The sequence below is a fragment of the Frigoribacterium sp. PhB24 genome, assembly GCF_003755185.1.
GTDB lineage: Bacteria > Actinomycetota > Actinomycetes > Actinomycetales > Microbacteriaceae > Frigoribacterium.
Genome location: NZ_RKIC01000011.1, coordinates 207,700 through 232,048 on the forward strand (window position 1 = coordinate 207,700; position 24,349 = coordinate 232,048).

Sequence of the window (24,349 nt, forward strand, 5' to 3'; positions counted from 1 at the left end):
CGACACGCCTCTCGCCTCGCACACGCGACCAGCTCTGCCGGGTGTCGCGTCGTAGGATCGCGGCAGACTGCACGTCGACGGAGACGGAGAAGACACGATGTCATCAGCACCCAGCCCCCGAGGGCACGCCACCGCGTCGGTCGCGGCCATCCTGGCCGAGTCGGCCGCGCGGTACCCCGACGACGTCGCGGTGATCGTCGGGCCGACCTCGACCACGTACGCCGAACTCTGGCGACAGACCCTGGCCTACGCCGGTGCCCTCCGCGCCCGCGGCGTCGGCCCCGGCGACCGGGTCGCCATGCTCGTACCGAACGTCGCCGACTTCCCCCGCGTCTACTACGCCACGCTCGCCCTCGGGGCGGTCGCCGTGCCGGTGCACGCCCTCCTCAAGCGGCACGAGATCGAATACGTGCTGCGCGACAGCGGCTCCCGTCTGCTCGTCTGCGCCGCGCCGCTGCTCGGCGAAGGAGGCGCGGGAGCGCAGCTGGCCGGGGTCGACGTCCTCACCGTGCTCGCGCCTCCTGCCGGCGACGCGCCCGACGGCGCGGCGCCAGACGCCGCCGCCTCGCCCGACCGCCTCGAAGACCTCTCCGCGGACGCCGAGCCGCTCGACACCTACGTGCCCCGCGACCCGTTCGACACCGCCACGATCCTCTACACGAGCGGCACCACGGGCCAGCCGAAGGGTGCCGAAGGGTCCCACCTCGCGCTCATCGAACAGGTCAACACCAACCTGATGACGACGTTCGACATGCACCGGGGCGACGTGCTGCTCGGCGCGCTGCCGCTGTTCCACACCTTCGGGCAGACCTGCACGATGAACACCGGGTTCCGGGTCGGCGCGACCATCGTCATGCTGCCGAAGTTCGACGGCGACGCCGCGCTCGCCGCCATGGTCGAGCACGGCTGCGAGGTGTTCATGGGCGTGCCCACGATGTACATGGCCCTCATCGCCGCCGCCACCCGCAGCGAGGCGCGTCCGCCGCTGCGCTACGCCGTCTCGGGCGGGGCGTCGCTGCCCCTCGCGGTGCTCGAGAAGTTCCAGCAGGTCTACCACGCCCCGATCCACGAGGGCTACGGGCTGACCGAGACCTCGCCCGTCGCGACCTTCAACCACGTGGGCGTGCCACCCCGACCCGGCACCATCGGCACGCCGATCTGGGGTGTCGACGTCGAGATCGCCGACCAGCACGTCGCGGACTCGATCGTGTTGCTGCCGCACGGCGAGATCGGCGAGCTCGTGATCCGGGGCCACAACCTGATGAACGGCTATCTCGACCGCCCCGACGACACGGCCGCGGCGATCGTCGACGGCTGGTTCCGCACCGGCGACCTCGGCACGAAGGACGACGACGGCTACCTCACCATCGTCGACCGCACGAAGGACATGATCATCCGCAACGGCTACAACGTGTACCCACGCCAGGTCGAGGAGGTGCTCGCGCAGCACCCCGACGTCACGATGGCCGCCGTCTTCGGCGTGCCGCACGAGCTGCACGGGCAAGAGATCGAGGCGGCCGTCGTCCTCCGTGACGGGGCGACGGCGACGCCCGACGAGCTGGTCGCGTTCGTCGCCGACGAGATAGCGGCCTACAAGTTCCCCCGCGTCGTGCACGTCCTCGACGTCCTGCCGCTCGGCCCCAGCGGCAAGGTGCTCAAGCGCGAGCTCGTCGACCGCTTCTCGGCGGTCACCACCGGCGCCGACGAGGCGGCCGCGACGGCCCGCTGAGCGAGGTCCGGGGACGCCCCCCGGACGGGGATCACCAGGACGGGGGCTGCCCGGACGGGGGCTGCCAGAGGCGGGATCGGACTCCTAGCCTCACAGCAGAACCTCAGCCCGATCCGACAGGACCCCCGTGAACCCTCACATCGCCCGAGCCCTCGGCGTGACCGCCGCCGTCGGCGGCATCGTCGCCCTCAGCCTGGCCGGCGTCACGGCCGCGACCGCCGAACCCGCCACCGGGTCGTTCGACGGCGCCGCCGCCGCGGTCGCCTCCGCTCCGGTCCTCGACCGCTACCAGGGGTCCGATCGCTTCGCGACGTCCGCCGACATCGCGGGCCGGGCCTACCCGGGCGGTTCCGGCACGGTCATCATCGCCAACGGGGTGCAGTTCCCCGACGCCCTGAGCGCCGCTCCGGCCGCCGCGAAGATCAAGGCTCCCCTCCTCCTGACGGCTCCGACCGCGCTGCCGTCGTCGGTCGCCAAGCGCCTCGTCGCCCTCAAGCCGCGGAACGTCGTCGTCGTCGGCGGTGTCAACGCCGTGTCGCCCGCCGTCGCCTCTGAGATCGGCCGCATCACCGGTGCGACCGTCGAGCGCGTCCAGGGCGCCGACCGCTACGCGACCTCACGGGCCGTCGTCGACGCCTTCTTCGCCGACACCGGCGTCTACCGTGCCTTCGTCACCTCGGGCCAGAACTTCCCGGACGCCATCAGCGCCAGCGCCGCCGCCGGTGCCGGCAGCACCGACTCGACCGGTGCGCCGGACGCGGTCGTGCTCGTCCCGGGCCTGGCCTCCGGGGTCGACGACGCCACGTCGACGCTGCTCGACTCCCTCGGCGTCGAGACCGTCGCCGTCGTCGGTGGCCCCGCCGCCGTCTCGGACGGCATCCTCCGCGACCTCGACGCGCAGTTCCCGGACCAGGTCGCGCTGCTCGCCGGCGAGGACCGCTACGAGACCTCGGCCTTCGTGTCGTTCTTCGCCTTCAGCGATGCCACGGGTGACACCCCTCGCACCGACGACTCGGGCACCGTCTACCTGGCGTCCGGCCAGAACTTCCCGGACGCCCTGTCCATCGCGGCCGTGGCCGGAGCCGAGAAGTCGCCGGTGCTGCTCACGCCGCCCGGGTGCACGAACTTCTTCGCCGCCGACCTCATCTCGGGCCTGGCGTCCGAGCGGGTCGTCACCATCGGTGGACCGGCCGCCGTCTCCGAGAACGCCGCGACGCTCAACTACTGCTCCGAGCCGGCACGCCGCTGACGCGTTCCGACGCCGACGTCGCACGATGACCGCCATCGTGCCCGCCGCGCCCCTCCCGGGCACGGCGGGCACGGTGGCGGTCCGTCGTCGAGGCCCTCCCGCCGCGGGGCCGTCGCCACCTAGAGTGGAGCCTCGACGATCGTGTCGCGGGCCCCGGCCCCGCACGACCGGCTCGCCCCGGCGGGCCCGCCTCATCACGAAGGAGTGACATGAGCGACACCATCACCGCACCCGCCCCGGCCGCCTCCGACGGCCCCGAGATCCACAAGGGCCTGGCCGGCGTCACGGTCGACCGGACGGCGGTCTCGAAGGTCGACGCGGCCAGCAATTCGCTGCTCTACCGCGGCTACCCGGTCCAGCAGCTCGCCGCCGAGCGGGACGTCGAGGACGTCGCCTGGCTGCTGTTGCACGGCGAGTTGCCGACCGCCGCCGAGCGGCGCGACTTCGACGCCGAACTGCGGGCGCACCGCTCGCTCGCCCCCGGGCTGCAGCACCTCATCGACCTGATCCCGACCTCGGCCCACCCGATGGACGTCGTCCGCACCGCGGTGAGCGCGATCGGCGCGGCCCGGCCCGAGCCGACCACGGGCGCGGGCGCCTACGACGTCGACGACACGCGTCGACTCGCCACGCACCTGTTCGCCGTGCTGCCCGCCGTGATCGCGTACGACCAACGGCGTCGCCACGACCTGCCGCCGGTGCCGCCGCGCGACGACCTCGACTACAGCGCCGACTTCCTGCACCAGGTGTTCGACCGCGAGCCCGACGCGCTCGACGTCGACGCGTTCGACACCTCGATGACCCTCTACGCCGAGCACTCCTTCAACGCCTCGACCTTCACGGCGCGTGTGATCGCCTCGACGTTGTCCGACCTGCACTCGTCGATCGTCGGGGCGATCGGCGCCCTCAAGGGCCCGCTGCACGGCGGCGCCAACGAGGCCGCGCTCGAGCTGCTCGACCGCGTCGGCCCGGCCGAGGGGGCCGTGGCCTGGCTCGACGACGCGTTCGCCCGCAAGGAGAAGATCATGGGCTTCGGCCACCGGGTCTACAAGAACGGCGACAGCCGGGTGCCCACGATGGAGGACGCCCTCGGCCGCCTCGTCGACCGGGCCCGCGAGCAGGGCGACGACCGCGTCGACGGGCTCAAGGAGACCTACGACGTCGTGGCCGCGACGGTGTTCGAACGCAAAGGACTGAAGCCCAACGTCGACTACCCGTCCGGGCTGGCGTACCACCTGATGGGCTTCGAGACGCCGGTCTTCACGCCGCTGTTCGTCGCGTCGAGGGTGCTCGGCTGGAGCGCCCACGTCATCGAGCAGCGCGAGGCCAACTCGTTGATCCGCCCGTTGAGCGAGTACGACGGTGCGCCCCTGAGGGACGTCCCCGCGCGCTGACGCCTACCGTGGCCCGCATGCCGAACCAGCTGCGAGACGCCGTCAGCCCCTATCTCAGGTCACACGCCGACAACCCCGTCGAGTGGCGGGCCTGGGGTCCGGGGCCGTTCGCCGAGGCGGTCGAGCGGGACGTGCCCGTGATGGTCTCGATCGGCTACTCGACCTGCCACTGGTGCCACGTCATGGCCCGGGAGAGCTTCTCCGACCCCGAGGTCGCGGCACAGCTCACGGCCGGGTTCGTGTCGGTCAAGGTCGACCGCGAGGAGCATCCCGACGTCGACTCCAGCTACCTGGCCGCCGCCTCGGCCTTCACCGAGGGGCTCGGCTGGCCCTTGACCGTCTTCGTCACGCCCGAGGGGCGGCCGTTCTACGCCGGCACGTACTTCCCGCCGGTGCCCGTGCAGGGTCGGCCGTCGTTCCGCCAGGTGCTCGACGCCGTCACCGACGCCTGGACGACCAGGCGGACCGAGGTCGACGCGACCGCGTCGGCGGTGCAGGAGGCGCTGGCCGCGGCGCCCGCGTCGGTCACCGGCACCGCGCCTCCTGGTCAGGGTGCCGGGGTCGCCCTGCCGGGGCGGCCCGAGCTCGCGCACGCCGTCGCCCGGCTCGCCGCCCACGAGGACCGCGAGCACGGGGGCTTCGGCGGGGCCCCGAAGTTCCCCACCGCACCGGCCCAGCTGGCACTGCTCGCCCTCGGTGCCGGGGGAGACGACGGAGCCCTCGAACTCGTCTCGCGGACGCTCACCCGCATGGCCGCGTCGCCTCTGCGCGACCCGGTCGAGGGCGGGTTCTTCCGGTACGCGGTGCGACGCGACTGGTCCGAGCCGCACTACGAGCGCATGCTCTACGACAACGCGCAGCTGCTGCTGGCCTACTCGCGACTCTCGGCGCTCGACCCGGTCCCGGCTGCCGATCTGGGGTCCGCCACCACCCCGGGCCCCGCGGCCGGTCCGGGCCCCGTGCCGACGTCGGCAACTCAGGAGATCAGCTCGGATCCGGCCCGGGTGGCCACCGGGGTCGCCGATTTCCTGAGTTCGCGACTGCGCACGGCCGACGGGGCCTTCGGCTCGGCGCAGGACAGCGAGAGCACGATCGACGGCGTCCGCGACGAGGGCGGCTACTACCGGCGGGACGCGGCGGGCCGGGCGGCCCTCGACCCGCCGCCCGTCGACGACAAGGTGCTCACCGGCTGGAACGGCCTCGCGATCGCGGCCCTCGCCGAGGCGGGCGCGCGGCACGACCGCCGCGACTGGGTCGAGACCGCGCGGGGTGCGGCCGACCTGCTGCTCGAGCGCCACGTGACCTCCGACGGTCGACTGTTACGCGCCTCCGTGGGGTCGACCGTCTCGACCGCCGTGGCGACCCTTGAGGACCACGGCCTGTTCGCCTCCGGCCTGCTGGCCCTGTCGCTGGCGACGGGCGAGGCCGGGTACGCGATCGCCGCCCGGTCGTTCGTCGACGCCTGCCTGCTCGACGACGCCGACCCGAGGATCGTCGCGGCTCCTTCGGGCGGCGACCCGGTGCTCGTCTCGCAGGGCGTGGCCCTGTCGAGCGACCCGAGTGAGGGGGCGTACCCGTCGGGGCACAGCGCGGTCGCGGCGGCGGCGCTCACGCTGCACCAGCTCACGGGGGAGGCGCGCTACCGGTCGGCCGCCGAGCGGCTCGTCGCCGGGGTGGCCGGCTCGGCCCTCGACAATCCGCTCGCGTACGGCGCCGCCTTCGGGCTGATGGTCGAGCTCGAGGCCCCGCTGACCCAACTCGTCGTCGTCGAGCCGTCGGCGGTCGATCGCGCCGGCCGAGACGACGGCCTGGCGCGACGCGCGCGGGGGCTCGTCCGCCCCGGCAGCGTCGTCGCCGTGCTGAACGAGGAGGCGCTGGTCGCGTTCGAGCACGCGGGCTTCGAGTTGTTCGCGGGTCGATCGGCCCCCGGGCGCGTGCCCACCGCGTACCTGTGCCGCGACTTCGTCTGCCGGCTGCCGGTCACGACCGTCGACGAGCTCGACGGGCTGCTGCTCGAGGACTGACGGCCCGACCGCGGCGGGCGTCGACGTCTCGCAAGGCCCACCGGACGGAGGTCGCCCGCTCGCCTCAGGCGGCGGCGGGCACGAGCGGTGCCGCCGGGTCGGCCACCCACTCGGCGAGCGAGCCGTCGTACACCGAGACGTGGGGGCGGCCGAGGACGGCGAGGGCGAGCGCGTCGACGCTGGCGGAGACGCCCGAGGCGCAGTACACGACGGTGCGCGGTTCGTCGGGCACGACGGCGAGGCGGTCGCGCAGCACGGGGTCACGGACGAGGGTGCCGTCGTCGGCCATCAGGGTCTCGGCCGGGACGTTGACGCTGCCCGGGATGTGCCCGGCGCGGGCCAGCGGGCTCGAGCTGCCGTCGAACTCGTCGGGGGGCGAACCGCTGACGAGGGCGGCTCGTTCGTCGCCCGCGACGACGGACTCGACGAATGCCTTGTCGACCCAGTGGCCGGGGCGTTCGGTCGCGACGAACCGTGCGGGCGTCGGCAGGACGTCGCCGAGGTCGTACGGCTTGCCCTGCGCGAGCCACTGCGACCAGCCGCCGTCGAGCACCGCCACGGCGTCGTGCCCGTAGGCGCGGAACAACCACCACAGGCGGGACGCCCAGCGGCCGTCGACGGTGTCGTACACGACGACCGTGCTGTCGTTCGAGACGCCCAGCGCGGCGGCCGCGGCCTGGAAGCGCTCGACGCCGGGGCGCGTGAACGGCAGACCGGACCCCGGGTCGCTGAAGTCGACGAGCAGGTCGGCCAGGACGGCGCCAGGCACGTGACCGTCGCGCTCGAACCCGTCACGACCGGTGGCGTAGGCGACCGACGTGCGGCCCGTGTCACCGTCGAGACCGAGGTCGACGAGCACCGTGGCGTCGACGACCGTCAGGTCGTCGGCGCCGAGGTGATCGGCCAACCACTGCGCCGAGACGACGGGTGAGGTGAGGACGGGTGCCATGCGGGCCACGCTAACGCCGTCCGGTGACATCGCCCGGTGAGCCCGCAACGAAGCGTCACAGGAACTGCCGTGAGACGCCCCGCAACACCGGGACGGCCCCCGTCGGTCGTCTCAGCGACCGGCCTTCTTCGCGGTGATCACACCGGTGTCGAAGCCCATCAGGTTCAGCCCGCCGTTGAAGCGGGCGTGCTCGACCTTCATGCAGCGGTCCATGACGACGGTGAGCCCCTTCTCCTCGCCGTAGCGGGCCGCTTCTTCGTCGTAGATGCCGAGCTGCACCCAGATGGTCTTCGCGCCGATCGCGAGCACGTCGTCGACGACCGACCGGATGTCGGAGGCCTTGCGGAACACGTCGACGACGTCGGGCACCTCGGGCAGCGAGGCCAGGTCGGGGTAAGCCTTCTGGCCGAGGATCGTGTCGGCGCGGGGGTTGACGAAGTAGACGCGGAGGTCGGTCGACTGCTGCAGATACGTGCCGACGAACGAGCTCGACCGGCTCGGGTTCGGCGAGGCGCCGACGACGGCGACGCTCTTCGCCGACCGCAGGATGGCCTGGCGCTCGCGGGCCGACGGTCCCACCCACGTGCGCTGCGACCTGAGGAGCTTGGCCAGGGGCGACGACGCGGGCAGTTCGCAGGTCAGCCCGTTGGTCAGCTGCGTGGTGACGGTGTCGGTCACGTCGGGTCACTCGCCTTTCATCGCCGCGGCCAGTGCCTGGTCGAGGTCGTGGATGATGTCGTCGGGGTCTTCGATGCCGACGCTGATGCGCACCGAGCCGGGCAGCACGCCCGCGTCGACGAGCTGCTGCTCGCTGAGCTGGGCGTGGGTGGTCGAGCCCGGGTGGATGACGAGCGTCTTCGCGTCGCCGATGTTGGCGAGGTGGCTCGCGAGCTCGACCGACTCGATGAAGGTCTTGCCTGCCGGACGGCCGCCCTTCAGCTCGAAGGTGAAGACCGATCCGGGGCCCTTCGGCAGGTACTTCGCCGCACGCTCGTGGTGCGGGTGCCCGGGGAGCCCGGCCCAGCGCACGCGCTCGATGCGGGGGTCGGCGTCGAGCCACTCGGCGACCTGGCGGGCGTTGTCGACGTGCGCCTGCATGCGGAACGGCAGGGTCTCGACGCCCTGGGCGAGCAGGAAGGCGGAGTGGGGAGCGAGGGCCGGGCCGATGTCGCGCAACTGCTCGGCCCGCAGTCGGGTGAGGAAGGCGTACTCGCCGAAGTTGCCGGACCAGTTCAGCCCGCCGTAGCTCGGAACGGGCTGGTCGAAGAGCGGGAACCGCTCGCCGTCCCACTCGAACCGGCCGGACTCGACGACGACGCCGCCGAGCGTGGTGCCGTGCCCGCCGAGGAACTTCGTGGCCGAGTGCACGACGACGTCGGCACCCCACTCGATCGGCCGGTTGAGGTAGGGGGTGGCGATGGTCGAGTCGACGATCAGCGGCAGGCCGTGCGCGTGGGCGACGTCGGCGAGGCCCTCGAGGTCGGCGACCTCGCCGGACGGGTTGGCGACGGTCTCGACGAACAGCACCTTCGTCTCGGGCCGGATCGCGGCGGCGTAGTCCGCCGGGTCGGAGGACTGCACGAAGGTCGTCTCGACGCCGAAGCGACGAAGGGTGACGTCGAGCTGGGTGATCGACCCGCCGTACAGGTTGGCGCTGGCGACGATGTGGTCGCCCGCGCCCGCGAGAGAGGCGAAGGTGACGAACTGGGCGCTCAGCCCGCTCGCCGTCGCGACGGCGCCGAGGCCGCCCTCGAGGCTGGCGACGCGTTCCTCGAAGGAGGCGGTGGTCGGGTTGGCCAGGCGGCTGTAGATGTTGCCGTACTTCTGCAGGGCGAAACGTGCCGCGGCGTCGTCGGTGTCGTCGAACACGAAGGCGCTCGTCTGATAGATGGGCAGCGCCCGCGCCCCCGTCGCCGCGTCGGGGATGTTGCCCGCGTGGATCGCCCGCGTGCGGAAGCCGTACTCACGATCTGCCATGACTCCACGCTAGCCGCTGGGCGTCACACGGGGACCCGGGGCGTCACACGGCGGAACAGAGCCGGCCCGCGCCTCCTGCGGGGGAGGAGGCGCCGAGGCGCGGGCCGGCTGCTCACTTCCAGCTGGGGATCCAGTAGTGCAACCGGATGAACTCCCAGTCCTCGAGCTGCGCCGTCCAGAGGGGGTAGAAGAAGACCGTGACCGCGACGGCGACCACGACCACGATCGTCGTGACGCCGATGCCGCTCAGTCGACGGGACCTGTCGTCGGTGCGTCCACCGAGGACGATGCCGAGCGCCGCGGCGAGGCCGAGTACGAGGTAGGGCTCGAAGGCGATCGTGTAGAACTGGAACACCGTGCGATCGGTGAACGCGAGCCAGGGCAGGTAGGCCGCCGCGACGCCGACGAGGATCGCCCCGTACCGCCGTTCGCGGTACCGGATCACGCGGTAGACGAGGTAGAGGCAGGCCGCGACCGCCGCGTACCAGATCAGCGGGTTGGCGATCGAGGTGATGGCCTCGCCGCACCGGGCCACGTCGCAGCCGCCCTGGCCCTCGTCGAACCCCTGGTAGTACATGCTCGTCGGCCGCAGCATCAGCAGCCAGGTCAGCGGGTTCGCCTGGTAGGCGTGCGGGGTGTGCAGTCCGACGTTGAACCCGTAGACGCCCGCCTGGTAGTGCCAGAAGTTCTGCACCACGTCGGGCACCCACGCCAGGGCGCCCGTCCACCGCGCGCCGCCGTCCTCGACCCAGCTGCGGTAGTAGCCGCCCGAGGTCACGAACCAGCCGGCCCAGCTCGCGAGGTAGGCGACCCCCGCGATCGGCACGGTGAGCAGGAAGCTCACCGGCGCCTGCTTGAACAGCGTTCCCGAGAGCCAGAACTCGACCCCGGCCCGGCGGCGGGCCAGCACGTCGACCACGACCGTGTAGACCGCGAAGAACGCCAGGAAGTACAGGCCGTTCCACTTGACGGCCGTCGCCAGACCGCACATCAGCCCGGCCGTCACCAGCCAGGGACGCGCCCAGAGGGCAGGACCCCAGGCGACGTCGCGACCGGCACCGCGCCTCCTCGTCCGCCAGGCCTCGAGCCGCCGGGCGCTCTGCCGGCGGTCGAGCAGCACCGCCCCGAACGCCGCCAGGCCGAAGAACATGACGAAGTTGTCGAGCAGGGCCACCCGCGACATGACGATCGCGTGCCCGTCGATCGCGAGGAAGAACCCCGCCAGCGTGCCGAGCAGGGTCGACCGCAGCAACAGCGACCCGATGACCGCGACAAGGGCGACCGCGAGGATGCCCACGACCGCCGTACTGATCCGCCAGCTCGCCGGGTTCTCGGGGCCGACCGCCGCCATGCCGAGGCCGATCAACCACTTGCCGAGGGGCGGGTGCGCGACGAACGACGGTGCGGCGAGGAACCCGTCGACCCCACCGGCGGCGAAGGTCGGGTCGAAGTCGGCCGGCCACGACCCCTCGTAGCCCAGGTTGAACAACGACCAGGCGTCCTTGACGTAGTAGGTCTCGTCGAACACGAGCGTCGCGGGCGAGTTCAGGTGCCACAGTCGCAGCGCCGCCGCCAGCAGCGTGACCGCGAGGGGGCCGGCCCAGGCCCAGACGCGCCTCCTGGTGGGAGTGCGCAGCACCCGTCCCCACCAGGCGTCGAGCCGGGTCGGCAGAGCCTCGCGCGCGGGGACGACGGCCGTGTCCATCACCGTCGGCCGGGCAGGAGGCGCGGTGTCGGTGTCGACGAGCGCGTCGAATTCGCGCTCGGGCCCGGTCGTCATCGGGCCATCGTAATTGTGCGGTCCCGGGCCGGGGGACAATGGGCGGGTGATCGTGCTCGCCGCCACCCCCATCGGAAACCTCGGCGACGCCAGCCGCCGCTTGATCGAGACGCTGTCGAACGCCGAGGTCGTCGCCGCCGAGGACACCCGCACGGCCATCCACCTGATGCGGGCCCTGGGCGTCGAGAACCGGCCCCGCCTGATCGCCCTGCACGAGCACAACGAGCGCGAGAAGGCGGGCGAGATCGTCGAGCTGGCCCGCGCCTCCGACGTCGTCGTCCTCACCGACGCCGGCATGCCCGCCATCAGCGACCCCGGGTTCCCGCTCGTCGAGGCCGCGGCGGCCGCAGGCGTCACCGTCACGGCGATCCCGGGCCCGTCGGCCGTGCTCACCGCTCTCGCGGTGTCGGGGCTGCCCACGGACCGCTTCAGCTTCGAGGGTTTCCTGCCCCGCAAGCAGGGCGACCGGCTGCGCGTCCTGGGGGCGCTCGCCGACGAGCGCCGCACGATGGTGTTCTTCGAGTCCCCGCACCGCCTGGCCGATTCGCTGGGTGACCTCGTGACGGCCCTCGGTGCGGTGCGGCGCGTCGTCGTCTGCCGCGAGCTGACCAAGCTGCACGAAGAGGTGCGCCGCGGCAGCGCGGCCGAGCTCGCCGCGTGGGCGGCCGAGGGCGTCCGCGGCGAGATCTGCATTGTGGTCGAGGGTGCCCCCGAGCGCGTCGTCGACCTGGCCGCCGGGCTCGCCCAGGTGCAGGGTCTCGTCGCCGACGGCACCCGGTTGAAAGAGGCGACGGCCGACGTGGCCGCCGCCACGGGCCTGTCGAGGCGCGACCTGTATCAGGCCGCCCTCGCGGCGCGCCCGCCCCGCGCGTAGGGCGTCGCCCGCCTTCCTCTGCGCTCCCCTGCCCTGCATGGTGAGCGCATCCCGCAGGTGGGGCGGGTTTCCGTCGGTGTCGGTGGGTCAGCGCTGCCCCGCCCACGCCGACGGGAACCCGCCGACCCGAGTTCATCCCCGGGCCGCCCGCGGCACCCTCGTGCCGCGCATCATCGCCTCGAATTCGGTCCGTCGCCAGACGCGGTCCCACGTGGGGCGCCTGAAGTCGAAGCCCTGTTCGCGCAGGTCGTCCTCGCGGCGTTTCTCGGCCCACAACTCCTCCCCGCTCAGCAACCCGGTGACCGGACCGTACTTGTAGCGGCCGTCCGCCTCGAGGACGAGGTCGATGTCGGCCCAGAAGCAGTCGACGTGGGCGGCGCCCCCACGCAGCAGCGGGAGGCGCACCTGCTGCCGTGGCCGCTGCCAGCCGCCTTCGTGCAGTCGTACCTGGGTGATGGACTCCAAGGGCGACTGCGACTCGGGTGTGCTCAGGCCCAGGGCGGCCGCCGCCCGTCGTGCGCCGGGGTGGTGCTGACGGGCGTCGAGCTCGTGGTGCAGGGTCTGGTGCGTGGTCTGGCCCAGGCGCAGCGCGTGGTCCGCCATCGGGACCGAGACGACGAGCGGACTCGACAAGGCGACGTCGACGACGGTCCTGCTGACAGTCGTCACTCGAAGGTCGTTCACCTGTCCGACCTGCGGCAGGTGCGACGTCCGGTGAGCGCTGATCGTCGTTTCGGACCGCCCGCCGTTCACCGTGCTTCGAAGGCTGTCGACTCGGGAGGGGAGCCCACCCACGAGGGGCAGGCCGTGGAGTACCGCCGCGGTGCGATGGCTGATCAGCAGCGGTGTCGGTCTGCTCAGGGCGACACCCCGCACCCGGGTGACGAACCGTTCCCGGTCGTCGAGCAGAGCCCAGTCCGAAGCGTCGACGTACACGCCAGGGGTGATCCGCACCAGGACACCGGCGGTGGTCAGGCGGTGCTGCGCGTTGCGGTCGACACCCCTGCGGCTGAGCTGCGCCGTCGTCGAGAGGGACACGTCGAAGGGGTTCATCCGGCCACGGTGGCCGGTGGCGCGTCGTGCGCTGCTTCGAGGAGACCCGGCCTGTGGATGGTCGCGCGCCTCCTCGGTTCGTGGACGAGCCGCGCCCCTCGCAAGGAGAATCGATGTCGGCGGGTTCGCGTCATCGTCGGCGGGTCAGCGCTGACCCGCCGACGATGACAGGAACCCGCCGACAGCCAGGTGACCGGACCGGCGTCGCGTACCCCTCGCAGCGCGGCGGGTGCAAGCTCGACGGAGGCACGTGCCCGCAGGAGGCGCGGCCCACCACGAGCAGGAGGCACGGCATGAAGGCGGTCCGTTTCGAGCAGTACGGCGACATCGACGAGCTGAAGGTCGAACAGGTGGCGAAGCCCGAGGCGGGTGTCGGCCAGGTCGTGGTCGCCGTCAAGGCGGCGGGCCTGAACCCGGGTGAGGCCGCGATCCGCGCCGGACTGATGCACGACGCGTTCCCGGCGGCGTTCCCGTCGGGGCAGGGGACCGACTTCGCCGGCGTCGTGGACGAGGTCGGCGCGGGCGTCGACGAGTGGTCGGTCGGCGACGAGGTCGTCGGATGGGCGAACCGGTCGTCGCACGCCGAGTTCGTCGTCGTCGACCACGACGCGCTCGTCGCCAAGCCCGAGAACGTTCCGTGGGAGGTCGCGGGCAGCATCAGCGTGACCGGCCCCACCGCGTACGCCGCCCTGCGCGCCGTGCAGGCGACCGAGGGCGACACGCTCGTCGTCTCGGCCGCGGCCGGCGGCGTCGGCGTGATGGTCTCGCAGCTCGCCGTCCTCGGCGGCCTGACCGTGATCGGCACCGCGAGCGAGCGCAACCACGACTTCTTGCGGCAGCTCGGCGTGACGCCAGTCGAGTACGGCGACGGCGTCGTCGACCGCATCCGTGAGGCGGCCCCGCAGGGCGTCGACTCCTACGTCGACTGCTTCGGCCACGGCAACGTCGGGTACGCGCTCGAACTCGGTGTCGCGCCGCAGCGCATCGACACGATCATCGACTTCGCCGCGGCCGAGGAGCACGGCGTCAAGGCCGAGGGCAGCGCCCAGGCCACGAGCCAGGCGGTCCTGTCCGAGCTGCTCGAGCTGATCTCGACGAACAAGATCATGGTGCCGATCGACGGCATCTTCCCCCTCGACGAGGTCAAGGACGCCTACCGCGACCTCGAGGACGGCCACGCCCGCGGCAAGTACGTGCTCGGCATGGACGTCGTCGAGTACCCGGGCGAGCACGCGGGCGAGCGGGCGGGCTCCGACGACCGCACCGAAGAGAACGACGCGACCTGACCGGTCGACGCGACCCGCGCCTCCTCGCCCTCGACGACGACCGTAGGAGGCGCGGGTCGCGTCATCACGTCGGTGCCCCCACCTAAGATGGTCCCCATGCCCGCCGGCGACTCCTTCTTCATCGCAACGCCCATCTTCTACGTCAACGACGTGCCGCACATCGGTCACGCCTACACCGAGGTCGCAGCCGACGTGCTCGCTCGGTGGCACCGTCAGCGGGGCGACGACGCCTGGCTGCTGACCGGCACCGACGAGCACGGTCAGAAGATCCTGCGCACGGCCACGAGCCACGGCGTCACCCCGCAAGAGTGGGCCGACAAGCTCGTCACCGAGGCCTGGAAGCCCCTGCTGCAGACGGTCGACATCGCCAACGACGACTTCATCCGCACCACCGACGCCCGGCACGAGGCCGGCGTGCAGAAGTTCCTGCAGAAGCTCTACGACGACGGCTTCATCTACCAGGGCGAGTTCGAGGGCTTCTACTGCGTCGGCTGCGAAGAGTACAAGCAGCCGAGTGACCTGGTGCCCGGCACCGGCGCGTACGAGGGCGAGCAGGTCTGCGCGATCCACAGCATCCCGGTCGAGGTGCTGCAAGAGAGCAACTACTTCTTCCGCATGAGCGACTTCGAGCAGCGCCTGCTCGACCTGTACGAGTCCCAGCCCGACTTCGTGCAGCCCGACTCGGTGCGCAACGAGGTCGTCTCGTTCGTCAAGCAGGGCCTGCGAGACCTCTCGATCTCGCGGCAGAGCTTCGACTGGGGCGTCAAGGTGCCGTGGGACGAGAAGCACGTCGTCTACGTGTGGTTCGACGCCCTGCTGAACTACGTCACGGCCATCGGCTACGGCGTCGACGACGACGAGTTCCAGCGCCGCTGGCCGGCCGTGCAGCTCGTCGGAAAAGACATCGTCCGCTTCCACGCCGTCATCTGGCCCGCCATGCTCATGGCCGCCGGGCTGCCGGTGCCGAAGAACGTCTTCGGCCACGGCTGGCTGCTGGTGGGCGGCGAGAAGATGTCGAAGTCGAAGCTGACGGGCATCGCCCCGCAGCAGATCACCGACGTCTTCGGCGCCGACGCGTTCCGGTACTACTTCATGCGCGCCATCACCTTCGGCCAGGACGGCAACTTCAGCTGGGAGGACATCGCGGCCCGCTACCAGGCCGAGTTGGCCAACGGGTTCGGCAACCTCGCGTCGCGCGTCGTGGCCATGATCACCCGGTACTTCGACGGCACCGTTCCCGTCGCCGGCGACCTGACCGACGCCGACCTCGCCGTGCGCGAGACCGAGCTGCGCGTGACCGCCGAGGCCGACGCGGCCATCGACCGTTTCGCGATCAACGAGGCGTTGGCCTCCATCTGGCAGTTGGTCGACCAGCTGAACGGCTACATCACCGAGCAAGAGCCCTGGGCCATCGCGAAGGACGCGTCGCAGCGTGAACGCCTCGGCACCGTTCTCGCCACGGCCCTGCGGGGCCTCGGCACCCTCACCGTGCTGCTGTCGCCGTTCATCCCGACGGCCACGCACACCCTGTGGCAGTCGATCGGGCAGGGCGAGTTGACCAGCCAGCCCGTCGACCGGGCGGCCGAGTGGTCCAGCGCGCCCGAGGTCCAGCCGCTCGCCGCCGGGCTCTTCCCGCGCATCGAACAGCCCGAGCCCGCGGCATGAGCGACGACACGGTCGGTGGCGTCGTCGGCGACCCGGCGACGCACGTCCGACACCGCTCGTCCGGCGCGGACGGCCAGAAGCGCGACCTGACCTACCCCGCGCCTCCCCAGCCGCTCGTCGTGCCGGTCTACGACAACCACACGCACCTCGAGATCGCCGACGGCGTCGGTGACGACGGCGACGGCCCCCTCGACTACCGCGAGCACCTCGACCGCGCCTCGGCCGTCGGCGTGCGTGGTGTCGTGCAGGTCGGCACCGACCTCGAGACGTCCCGCTGGTCGGCCGAGATCGCCAGTCGTGAGCCCCGGGTGCTCGCCGCCGTCGCGATCCACCCGAACGAAGCCCCCGCCCTGGCCGCCGCGGGCACCCTCGACGAGGCCCTGTCCGAGCTCGACGGGCTCGCGGCCCGGCCGCGGGTGCGTGCCGTCGGCGAGACCGGCCTCGACTTCTTCCGAACCGGCGCCGACGGTCGCGCGGCCCAGCTCGAGGCCTTCCGCGGCCACATCGAGATCGCGAAGCGTCACGGCCTCGCCCTGCAGATCCACGACCGCGACGCCCACGACGACGTGGTCGACCTGCTGCTCGAGGTGGGTGCGCCCGAGCGCACCGTCTTCCACTGCTTCAGCGGTGGGCCCGAGTTGGCGAGCATCCTGGCCGAGAACGGCTGGTACGCGTCGTTCGCCGGGACGGTGACGTTCAAGAACGCCCAACCCCTGCGCGACGCGCTCGTGCAGCTGCCACGCAACCTGATCATGGTCGAGACCGACGCCCCCTACCTGACGCCGGTGCCCTACCGAGGCCGTCCCAACGCGCCGTACCTGATCCCCTTCACGCTCCGGTCGATGGCCGAGACGATCGGCACCGACGTGTCGATGCTCGCCGCCCAGATCTCGTCCACGACCGAGCTGGTCTACGGCACCTGGGACAGCGAGCCCGTGACGGTCGAGGCCTGATGTCGCGCGCCACGCTGCTCGGCCCCGCCGAGATCCGCGACCTCGCCGACCTGCTCGGCGTGCAGCCGACGAAGAAGCTCGGTCAGAACTTCGTCCACGACGCCAACACGGTGCGTCGCATCGTCGCCGCGTCGGGCGTCTCGGCCGGCATGACCGTCGTCGAGATCGGCCCCGGGCTCGGTTCGCTCACCCTGGGCCTGCTCGAGGCGGGTGCCAAGGTGGTGGCCGTCGAGATCGACAAACGCCTCGCCGAGCAGTTGCCGAAGACCGTCGCGCAGCTGCAACCCGCCGCCGACCTCACCGTCGTCGTCGACGACGCCCTGCGCGTGACGACCCTGCCCGACGACCCCACCCACCTCGTCGCGAACCTGCCGTACAACGTCAGCGTGCCGGTGCTCCTGCACTTCCTCGAGCATTTCGGGGGCCTCGAGCACGGGTTGGTCATGGTGCAGGCCGAGGTCGGTCTGCGGCTCGCCGCCGAGCCCGGCTCGAAGGTCTACGGCGGCCCGAGCATCAAGGCTGCGTGGTACGGCGAGTTCCGTGCCGCCGGTCAGGTCAGCCGTCAGGTGTTCTGGCCGGTTCCCAACGTCGACAGCATCCTCGTCGCCTTCGACCGCAAGCCGGCCCGAGGCGACGAGCTCGAACGTCGGGCGACGTTCGCCCTCGTCGACGCCGCGTTCCAGCAGCGACGCAAGATGCTGCGCCAGTCGCTGTCCTCGCTCTACGGGTCGTCCGCCGCGGCGTCCGAGGCTCTCGAACGCGCCGGCCTCGCTCCGACGCAGCGGGGTGAGCAGCTCACCGTCGACGACTTCCTGGCCGTGGCACGAGGCAGCGACCTCGAGGCCCTCGCCGGGGCGTCCGTCTCCGCCGTGCTGCACGCCGACGAGGGTGGAGCCGACTGAGTCGTGCCTCGACGCAAGCGCGGCTCCGGCGGCGCGCCCGCCGGTTCGGGCGCGAGTGATCGCGGACGCGGCGAGCAGCGGCTCAGCGACGCGCGACTCGGCTCGGGTACCGGGCGCAGCGCGGCCGAGTGGTTCGCACGGCTCGACGCCGCCGGGGCGACGCGCCTGTCCCACGAACAGATCTCGCGCCTCCTGGTCGACGAGTTCGAGGTCGCGCCCTGGTGGGCCGAGGGCGTCACGGTGCGGTACGAGCAAGAACGCGGCGTCGAGCCGCCGGGGCGTCAGCCCGACGGGACGTACGCGGTCACCGTCGGACGCAGTCTGCGGGGCGCCCCGCTCGAGCTGCTCGACCTCGCGGTCGACCGGTTCGCGCGCTACGCGGGTGGAGGGCCCGCCGTCGTGGCCCGGTCGGGCGCCCAGCCGACCGCCGACTGGGCCCTCGCGCACGGCGAGTCCCTGCGCCTGCGGGTGGTGCCGACCGAGGGGCCGAAGTGCTCGGTCTCGTTGACGCAGGGCGACCTCCGGCTGCCCGAACGCGTCCAGCCCGTGAAAGAGGGGTTGACGCGAGCGTTCGGCGTCATGACCGATCGCCAGAACTGACTAGGTTGGAACCATGACGTCCGTGGCCGCCCCGATCGTGGTCCACACGCGTGCTCCCGGCAAGATCAACGTCTTCCTCGCCGTCGGTGATCTGCAGGACGACGGGTACCACGACCTCGCGACCGCCTACCAGGCCGTCTCCCTCTACGAAGACGTCCGCGCCCGCCATGCCGACGGGTTCACCATCGACGTCACGGGCGGTCCGTCGATCGACGTGTCGGGTGTGCCGACCGACGGGTCCAACCTCGCGATCAAGGCCGCGCGCCTGCTGGCCGAGACGACCGGCTACACCGGCGGAGTCGCGCTGAGCGTCGACAAGGCCGTGCCGGTCGCCGGCGGCATGGGGGGCGGTTCGGCCGACGCGGCCGCGACGCTGCTCGCCTGCGACACCCTCTGGGGCACCGGCGTCGGTCGCGACGAACTGCTGCGGCTCTCGGCCCGACTCGGTGCCGACGTCCCGTTCGCGTTCGCGGGTGGTACCGCGATCGGCACCGGGCGCGGTGACGAACTCAGTCCGGCCCTGGCCAAGGGGCAGTTCCAGTGGGTGCTCGCCGTCGCCGACGTCGGCCTCTCGACTCCCCGCGTCTACGACGAACTCGATGCCCACCGGCTGCGACACCAGAGCGAGATCCGGTCCGTGCGGCACCCCGTCGTCGACGCCGGCGTCCTCCAGGCCCTCCGGGCGGGCGATGCGGGCATGCTGGCCGACACCATGCACAACGACCTGCAGGCGCCCGCACTGCACCTTCAACCGGGCCTGGCCGACGTCCTCGAGCTCGGTGAGGGCAACGGCGCCCTGGCAGGCATCGTGTCGGGCTCCGGCCCGACCGTGGCGTTCCTCGCACCCGATCTCGACGGCGCGCTCGAGCTGCAGATCGCGCTGAGCGCCGCCCGCCTCACGGTCGTGCGGGCCACGGGTCCCGTGCACGGCGCCCGCGTCGTCACCGACTGACGCCTCGGGCCCGCAGCATGGCGGGGTTCAGCGCTCGTACTTGAGCACGTTCGTGCGGGTGAGGTGCCACTCGTCGGCGACGTGGAAACCCTTCGCGGCGAGGTCGGCGGTGACGCGGGGGCGCCAGTCCTGCTTGTCGCTCGTGATCAGCCAGACCACGTCGAGGTCGTCCGTGCGGTCGATGACGTCCTCGAGCGGGTACTGGACCTCCCACAGGCCGCCCGTCTCGGCCGCAGGGGTCTCGAGCGTGAAGTCCGACATGCCTTCGAACGCCGCGGGGTAGGTGTTCTCGATGATGCGCGACGTGGCCTTCGGATGCCGACGTACGGGGCCGAAGACGACGCCCTCGTCCGTGCCGGCGGGTTCGAGCGCCCGTTGCTCGCGGACGAGGTCGGCCACCTGGTTCCACGCGGCGGAGTCCTTGGCCTCGGGCTGCCGCTGGCGCTCCCAGGTCGGGGCGGTGAGCACCACGGCGAGCAGCAGCACGAGCGCGATCACACGCCGCCAGGGGATGGCGGCGACCGCGACGGCCATCATGATCGCGACGGCCGGGGTGCCGAAGGTGAGGTAGCGCGGCGAGTAGAGCGGCTCGGTCACGAGCGAGACGCCCACGAGACCGACGGTGGGGACGATCATCCACGGCAGGACGACCGCGACGAGGCCTCGGGCGCGGGGCACGAGACCGGCGACCACGACGACCAGGCTGGCGACGACCAGCATCCAGCCGAACACGGCGAAACGGTCGTTCTGGTAGAACCACTGCGTCGTCAGCACCTGGTTGATCGTGGCGAAGCTCAGTCGGTCGAGCCAGCCGACCTGGCCGCTCTGCTCGGACGTGAAGTACACGACGGGCAGGCTCGCGAGAGCGGCGACGGCGGCACCGGCGAACCAGCCGACGAACGAGCCGCGCGCACCGTGCGGTCCGCCGACGAGCGGGGCCGGGGCCGGGGCCGGGGCGTCACGCGCCCCCGCCACCGACCCGGCGGAGGCGCGGAGGCGTCGCTCGCGTCGCCACTGCACCAGCATGGTCACGCCGTGCCCCACCACGACGAAGGCGACGTACAGGAAGAACAGCACCGAGACGACGGCGAGCACGGCGTAGGCGACCCACCAGCGCACCGCCGAAGCGCGGGTCCGGGTCTCGCCCACCTGGGCGGTGCGGCGCGAGGCGGTGACGAGCACGAGGGTCAGGGCGACGGCGAACAGCGCCGAGAAGGCGTACGAACGGCCCTCGCCGCCCATCCAGGTCACGCGGGGGATCAGGCAGAACAGCAGGCCGGCGACCACGGCCGTCCGGCGGTCGGCCAGGGTGCGCGCCAGCACGACCGTGAGCGCGGCCGCGAGCCCCGTGACGATCGTGCTGGGCACCCGGAGCGAGATCGGCGAGTACGGGAAGACGTCGAACCACAGGTGCATGAACGCGTAGTAGGTCGCGTGCACGAGGTCGACGGTCTGGATCATCTGCCAGAGCTGACCCCAGCTGCGCGTGGCCGAGATCACCGTCGCGGCCTCGTCGTACCAGACGGACGGCACCCAGAGGAAGGCGCCTGAGATGACGGCCGCCAGCACGCCGATCAGCAGGGCGTCCAGATGACGCCGGTGCCGGAGGCGCGCGAGGGTCGTGCCCCGCACGGCGTCGGACGTCGTGGGTACAGTGGGCGCGGTCGATCGACCGTCGGCCGGATGCAGGAGGTTCGTCATGTCGTCTCTTCCCCCTCTCGGCGGATCTCGGGCGCGACACGGTGGTGACGCGCCCGGGGCGGCCGTGCGCGACGGTGGCGCGCACGGTGCCGACGTGCGCGACGGTGGACACGGCGGCGACCCCGCCGAGGGCGAACGCTACTCGCGGAGCGTCCGTCTGCCGGGGTTCGGTCTGGGCTCCCAGGGGCGCCTGGTGGCGTCGAGGGTGCTGGTGGTCGGGGCCGGCGGGCTGGGCGCGCCGGTGATCCAATATCTCGCAGCCTCGGGTGTGGGAACCCTGGGAATCGTCGACGACGACGCCGTCGATCTGTCGAACCTACAACGCCAGGTACTGTTCCGCCCTGACCAGGTGGGCTTCCCCAAGGCTCGCGCCGCCGCCGACTGGGTGCGCGCCGCCAACCCCGACGTGACCGTCGTCGCCCACCCCGTCCGGCTGAGCGAGCGCACCGCCGACCTGCTGGACGACTACGACCTGGTGGTCGACGGCAGCGACTCCTTCGACACCTGCTATCTCGTGGCGGACGCGGCGGCCGCGCGGGGCCTGCCGGTCGTCTGGGGCAGCGTCAACCGGTGGGACGGCCAGTTCAGCGTCTTCTGGGACGACGCCCCCGACGGCCGGGCGGTCGACTACCGTGACCTGCACCCCGCCCCGCCCGCGTCGGGCTGGGACGAGTCCTGTGCCGACGTCGGCGTCCTCGGACCGCTGTGCGGAACGGTGGGCGCGGGCATGGCCGGCGAGGTCGTGAAGCTGCTCACGGGGCTCGGGGAGCCCCTGCTCGGCCGGGTCGTGACCGTCGACGCCCTGGGCGGCACCTGGCGCGAGAGTCGGCTGGCGCGGGCCGCGCACCGGGTCGAGGCCCGGGCCACGGTGAACGCCGCGCGCCGCGCCTCCTCGTCCTCGGCTGCCGGTGCGTCGGCGGCCACCGCCGGGGGGCCGTCGCGCGGACGCGGCGTCGGCCCCGACGTCGACGCCGACGAGCTGTCGACCCTGCTGGAGGCGCGCGCGGCCGGTGACGCCACCTTCACCCTGCTCGACGTGCGAGAGGTCGACGAGCACGACTTCGCCCACATCACGGGTGACGTGCAGGCTCCCGGCTACGGCACGCGCACCCGTCAGCGGCCCGAGCTCGATCCGGGGCACCGGGTGGTCGTCTACTGCGCCCGGGGCCCGCGTGCCCGGGCCGCCGCCGACCTGCTGGCGGGCGACGGGTTCGACGTGTCGGTCCTGCACGGCGGCATGCTCGGGTGGCAGCTCGCCCAGGGGACGCCCACGCGACCTTAGGCGGGCAGGCCTCAGCCGCCGGCGAAGGGTGGCATGACGTCGATCACCGTGCCGTCGGGCACGAGCTGCTCGCGGTCACGTGTGGTGAGGCCGTCGACGAGGAACGAGCAGCGCAGCAGCACGTCGCGGAAGTCCGCGGCCGACACGCCTTCGACGGGGCGGACCTCGGTCAGGAGGCGCCCGATCGTGGGGCGTTCGCCGGCGGGGACGTCGACGCGCTGTTCGTCGCGGCCCACGGCGGTGCGGGCGGCTGCGAAGAAGCGCAGCGTCGCCGAGACAGGGGCCGACGCGCCCTCGTCGACGGTGGTGTCGGGGTGGGTCGTCGTCATCTCAGCCTCCGATGGCGCTCATGGTGCGTTCGGGCTGCACGAAGTCGGGGTCGTCGATGCCGTGGCCCGAGGGTTTGGCCCACATGGCGCCGCGCCAGGCGTCGGCCAGTTCGAGGTCGCTCGCCCCGCTGCGCAGCAGATCGCGCAGGCCGGTCTCGCCGCCGCTGAACAGGCAACTGCGGATGCCGCCCTCGGCCGTCATGCGGGTCCGGCGGCAGTCGGCGCAGAACGGCTCGCTGACCGAGGCGATGATGCCGACCCGGCCGGTCAGGTCGGCGTCGTCACCCCGCCCGACGGCGTCGAACAGCTCGGCGGGCGCGCCGTCGCGGAGGACGTCGGCAGGGCTGAGGTCGAACCGGGTGGCGATCAACGAGTGGATGTCGCGTGACGTGACGAAGGAGGCGCGGTCCCAGCTGCGGTCGGCGTCCAACGGCATCTGTTCGATGAAGCGCAGCTCGTGGCCGCCGCGCAGCGCCCAGGCGAGCAGGTCGGGGGCCTCGTGGTCGTTGACCCCGGGCAGGAGCACCGCGTTGATCTTGACCGGCGTGAGGCCGGCAGCGGCCGCGGCGTCGACGCCGGCGAGCACCTTGTCGAGGAACGGGCGACGCGAGACCTTCATGAAGGTCTCGGCGTGCAGCGAGTCGAGCGACACGTTGACCCGGTCGAGCCCGGCGTCGGCGAGGGCCTGGGCGCGGTGCGCCAGGCCGATGGCGTTCGTGGTCAGCGAGACCTCGGGCCGCGGCTCGATGGCGGCGACCCGTCGCACGATGTCGATCAGGTCCGCGCGCAGCAGGGGCTCGCCGCCGGTGAACCGCACCTGGCGGATGCCGAGGTCCCGCACGCCGATGCCGACCAGCCGCACGATCTCGTCGGCGTCGAGCGCCTGCTCACGGGGGAGCGCCGGCAGGCCCTCGGCCGGCATGCAGTAGGTACAGCGCAGGTTGCACTTGTCGGTCAGCGAGACCCGCAGGTCGGTCGCGGTCCGACCGAAGCGGTCGAGCAGTCCCGGTGCCACGTCGTTCGTCGGCCGCGGGGGCAGCAGGGCGTCGGCGGAGGCCCGGCCGGGCATGGTGGGCAGTCCGAGCGAGACGGTCATCCGTCGAGGTTAGGCCCGCGGGGCCGAACGCGCGGTGTCCGGCTTTCATGACCCGCGCCTCCGTTCGTTCTCCGGCGTGCGCCACGAGGCATCCCGAGACGGCCATCCGACGAGCGCCTCCGCGCCTTCGGAACTAAGGTGGCTCTCATGTCGCAGATACGGATCAAGGACGCCGCGGCGTTCCTCGGAGTGAGCGACGACACCGTCCGTCGCTGGATCGACCTCGGGCTGCTCGAGAGCGTCAAGGACGACGCCGGGCGCGGCGTGGTCGACGGACTCGCTCTCGCGACGCTGGCCCGCAAGAACGCCGTGCTGCCCGCCGATCCGTCCGAGGTGGGGCGCTCGGCCCGCAACCGCCTGGTGGGCGTCGTCACCGAGATCACCGCCGACCGGGTCATGGCTCAGGTCGAGCTGCAGTGCGGTCCGCACCGCATCGTCTCGCTGATGAGCAGCGAGGCCGTCCGCGAGCTGGGCCTCGAACCCGGATCGGTCGCCGTCGCCGTCGTGAAGGCCACGACGGTCATCATCGAGACCCCCGGCGCGAGGGCCTGACC

21 protein-coding genes are annotated in these 24,349 nt (G+C 72.3%); 13 read left to right on the forward strand and 8 right to left on the reverse strand.

Translation table 11 applies throughout. From position 1 onward, the window contains the following. Positions 1 to 97: 97 nt before the first annotated feature. The 4 genes from EDF50_RS08655 to EDF50_RS08670 all read left to right on the forward strand — a co-directional run bounded on the left by EDF50_RS08655 (position 98) and on the right by EDF50_RS08670 (position 6,396). Positions 98 to 1,729 (forward strand): long-chain fatty acid--CoA ligase, encoded by a 1,632-nt coding sequence (locus EDF50_RS08655; protein ID WP_123519156.1) that lies wholly within the window; start codon positions 98 to 100, stop codon positions 1,727 to 1,729. Between the two features lie 127 nt (positions 1,730 to 1,856). Next, positions 1,857 to 2,978, forward strand: a complete 1,122-nt coding sequence (locus EDF50_RS08660; RefSeq protein WP_123519157.1) for a cell wall-binding repeat-containing protein — start codon at positions 1,857 to 1,859, stop codon at positions 2,976 to 2,978. Between the two features lie 209 nt (positions 2,979 to 3,187). Beyond that, positions 3,188 to 4,372 (forward strand): bifunctional 2-methylcitrate synthase/citrate synthase, encoded by a 1,185-nt coding sequence (locus EDF50_RS08665; RefSeq protein WP_123519158.1) that lies wholly within the window; start codon positions 3,188 to 3,190, stop codon positions 4,370 to 4,372. Positions 4,373 to 4,389: 17 nt separating this feature from the next. Next, complete coding sequence (locus tag EDF50_RS08670; RefSeq protein WP_123519159.1) at positions 4,390 to 6,396, forward strand: thioredoxin domain-containing protein; 2,007 nt, start codon at positions 4,390 to 4,392, stop codon at positions 6,394 to 6,396. A 64-nt stretch (positions 6,397 to 6,460) separates the two neighbouring features. On the opposite strand, the gene EDF50_RS08675 is transcribed toward EDF50_RS08670, so the two are convergent. The 4 genes from EDF50_RS08675 to EDF50_RS08690 form a co-directional block, all read right to left on the reverse strand. Next, complete coding sequence (locus tag EDF50_RS08675) at positions 6,461 to 7,345, reverse strand: sulfurtransferase (protein WP_158612668.1); 885 nt, start codon at positions 7,343 to 7,345, stop codon at positions 6,461 to 6,463. A gap of 111 nt (positions 7,346 to 7,456) precedes the next feature. Next, complete coding sequence (locus EDF50_RS08680; RefSeq protein WP_123519161.1) at positions 7,457 to 8,023, reverse strand: CoA-binding protein; 567 nt, start codon at positions 8,021 to 8,023, stop codon at positions 7,457 to 7,459. Between the two features lie 6 nt (positions 8,024 to 8,029). Beyond that, complete coding sequence (locus EDF50_RS08685) at positions 8,030 to 9,322, reverse strand: O-acetylhomoserine aminocarboxypropyltransferase/cysteine synthase family protein (RefSeq protein WP_123519162.1); 1,293 nt, start codon at positions 9,320 to 9,322, stop codon at positions 8,030 to 8,032. Positions 9,323 to 9,434: 112 nt separating this feature from the next. Continuing rightward, the gene (locus EDF50_RS08690) at positions 9,435 to 11,102 is read right to left on the reverse strand and encodes a dolichyl-phosphate-mannose--protein mannosyltransferase (RefSeq protein ID WP_123519163.1); all 1,668 of its coding nucleotides are present in this window, start codon (positions 11,100 to 11,102) and stop codon (positions 9,435 to 9,437) included. Between the two features lie 46 nt (positions 11,103 to 11,148). Here EDF50_RS08690 and rsmI point away from each other — a divergent pair, with 46 nt between their 5' ends. Further along, the gene (gene rsmI / locus EDF50_RS08695) at positions 11,149 to 11,976 is read left to right on the forward strand and encodes a 16S rRNA (cytidine(1402)-2'-O)-methyltransferase (protein ID WP_123519164.1); all 828 of its coding nucleotides are present in this window, start codon (positions 11,149 to 11,151) and stop codon (positions 11,974 to 11,976) included. 132 nt (positions 11,977 to 12,108) lie between these two features. Here rsmI and EDF50_RS08700 read toward each other — a convergent pair whose 3' ends face one another. After that, a complete protein-coding gene (locus EDF50_RS08700; protein ID WP_123519165.1) occupies positions 12,109 to 13,029 on the reverse strand; it encodes a type IV toxin-antitoxin system AbiEi family antitoxin domain-containing protein in 921 nt (306 codons plus the stop codon). Positions 13,030 to 13,322: 293 nt separating this feature from the next. Here EDF50_RS08700 and EDF50_RS08705 point away from each other — a divergent pair, with 293 nt between their 5' ends. The 6 genes from EDF50_RS08705 to EDF50_RS08730 all read left to right on the forward strand — a co-directional run bounded on the left by EDF50_RS08705 (position 13,323) and on the right by EDF50_RS08730 (position 19,387). After that, positions 13,323 to 14,315 carry an NADP-dependent oxidoreductase gene (locus tag EDF50_RS08705; protein WP_123519166.1) on the forward strand — a complete coding sequence of 331 codons (993 nt, stop codon included), beginning with the start codon at positions 13,323 to 13,325 and terminating at the stop codon, positions 14,313 to 14,315. Positions 14,316 to 14,411: 96 nt separating this feature from the next. Continuing rightward, entirely contained in the window at positions 14,412 to 15,980 is a 1,569-nt protein-coding gene (gene metG / locus EDF50_RS08710) for a methionine--tRNA ligase (RefSeq protein WP_123519167.1), read from the forward strand. Further along, the gene (locus EDF50_RS08715) at positions 15,977 to 16,933 is read left to right on the forward strand and encodes a TatD family hydrolase (protein WP_123519168.1); all 957 of its coding nucleotides are present in this window, start codon (positions 15,977 to 15,979) and stop codon (positions 16,931 to 16,933) included. The genes metG and EDF50_RS08715 overlap by 4 nt, the downstream gene beginning before the upstream one ends. Next, positions 16,933 to 17,835, forward strand: coding sequence for a 16S rRNA (adenine(1518)-N(6)/adenine(1519)-N(6))-dimethyltransferase RsmA (rsmA, locus tag EDF50_RS08720; RefSeq protein ID WP_123519169.1), 903 nt, complete (start codon positions 16,933 to 16,935; stop codon positions 17,833 to 17,835). The genes EDF50_RS08715 and rsmA overlap by 1 nt, the downstream gene beginning before the upstream one ends. A gap of 3 nt (positions 17,836 to 17,838) precedes the next feature. Continuing rightward, positions 17,839 to 18,435, forward strand: a complete 597-nt coding sequence (locus EDF50_RS08725) for a hypothetical protein (protein ID WP_123519170.1) — start codon at positions 17,839 to 17,841, stop codon at positions 18,433 to 18,435. Positions 18,436 to 18,448: 13 nt separating this feature from the next. Next, entirely contained in the window at positions 18,449 to 19,387 is a 939-nt protein-coding gene (locus tag EDF50_RS08730) for a 4-(cytidine 5'-diphospho)-2-C-methyl-D-erythritol kinase (protein WP_123519171.1), read from the forward strand. Between the two features lie 27 nt (positions 19,388 to 19,414). Here EDF50_RS08730 and EDF50_RS08735 read toward each other — a convergent pair whose 3' ends face one another. Continuing rightward, positions 19,415 to 21,088, reverse strand: coding sequence for a hypothetical protein (locus EDF50_RS08735; protein ID WP_123519172.1), 1,674 nt, complete (start codon positions 21,086 to 21,088; stop codon positions 19,415 to 19,417). Between EDF50_RS08735 and EDF50_RS08740 the strand changes: the two genes are divergently transcribed. After that, positions 21,087 to 22,370: a HesA/MoeB/ThiF family protein gene (locus EDF50_RS08740; protein WP_123519173.1), complete on the forward strand. Its 1,284-nt coding sequence runs from the start codon at positions 21,087 to 21,089 to the stop codon at positions 22,368 to 22,370. The two genes, EDF50_RS08735 and EDF50_RS08740, sit on opposite strands and share 2 nt — an antisense overlap. 11 nt (positions 22,371 to 22,381) lie before the next feature. Here EDF50_RS08740 and EDF50_RS08745 read toward each other — a convergent pair whose 3' ends face one another. Further along, the gene (locus tag EDF50_RS08745) at positions 22,382 to 22,699 is read right to left on the reverse strand and encodes a MoaD/ThiS family protein (protein WP_123519174.1); all 318 of its coding nucleotides are present in this window, start codon (positions 22,697 to 22,699) and stop codon (positions 22,382 to 22,384) included. Position 22,700: 1 nt separating this feature from the next. Continuing rightward, positions 22,701 to 23,795: a GTP 3',8-cyclase MoaA gene (gene moaA / locus EDF50_RS08750; RefSeq protein WP_370453987.1), complete on the reverse strand. Its 1,095-nt coding sequence runs from the start codon at positions 23,793 to 23,795 to the stop codon at positions 22,701 to 22,703. A 147-nt stretch (positions 23,796 to 23,942) separates the two neighbouring features. Between moaA and EDF50_RS08755 the strand changes: the two genes are divergently transcribed. Then, positions 23,943 to 24,347 (forward strand): molybdopterin-binding protein, encoded by a 405-nt coding sequence (locus tag EDF50_RS08755; RefSeq protein WP_123519175.1) that lies wholly within the window; start codon positions 23,943 to 23,945, stop codon positions 24,345 to 24,347. Positions 24,348 to 24,349 lie beyond the last annotated feature (2 nt).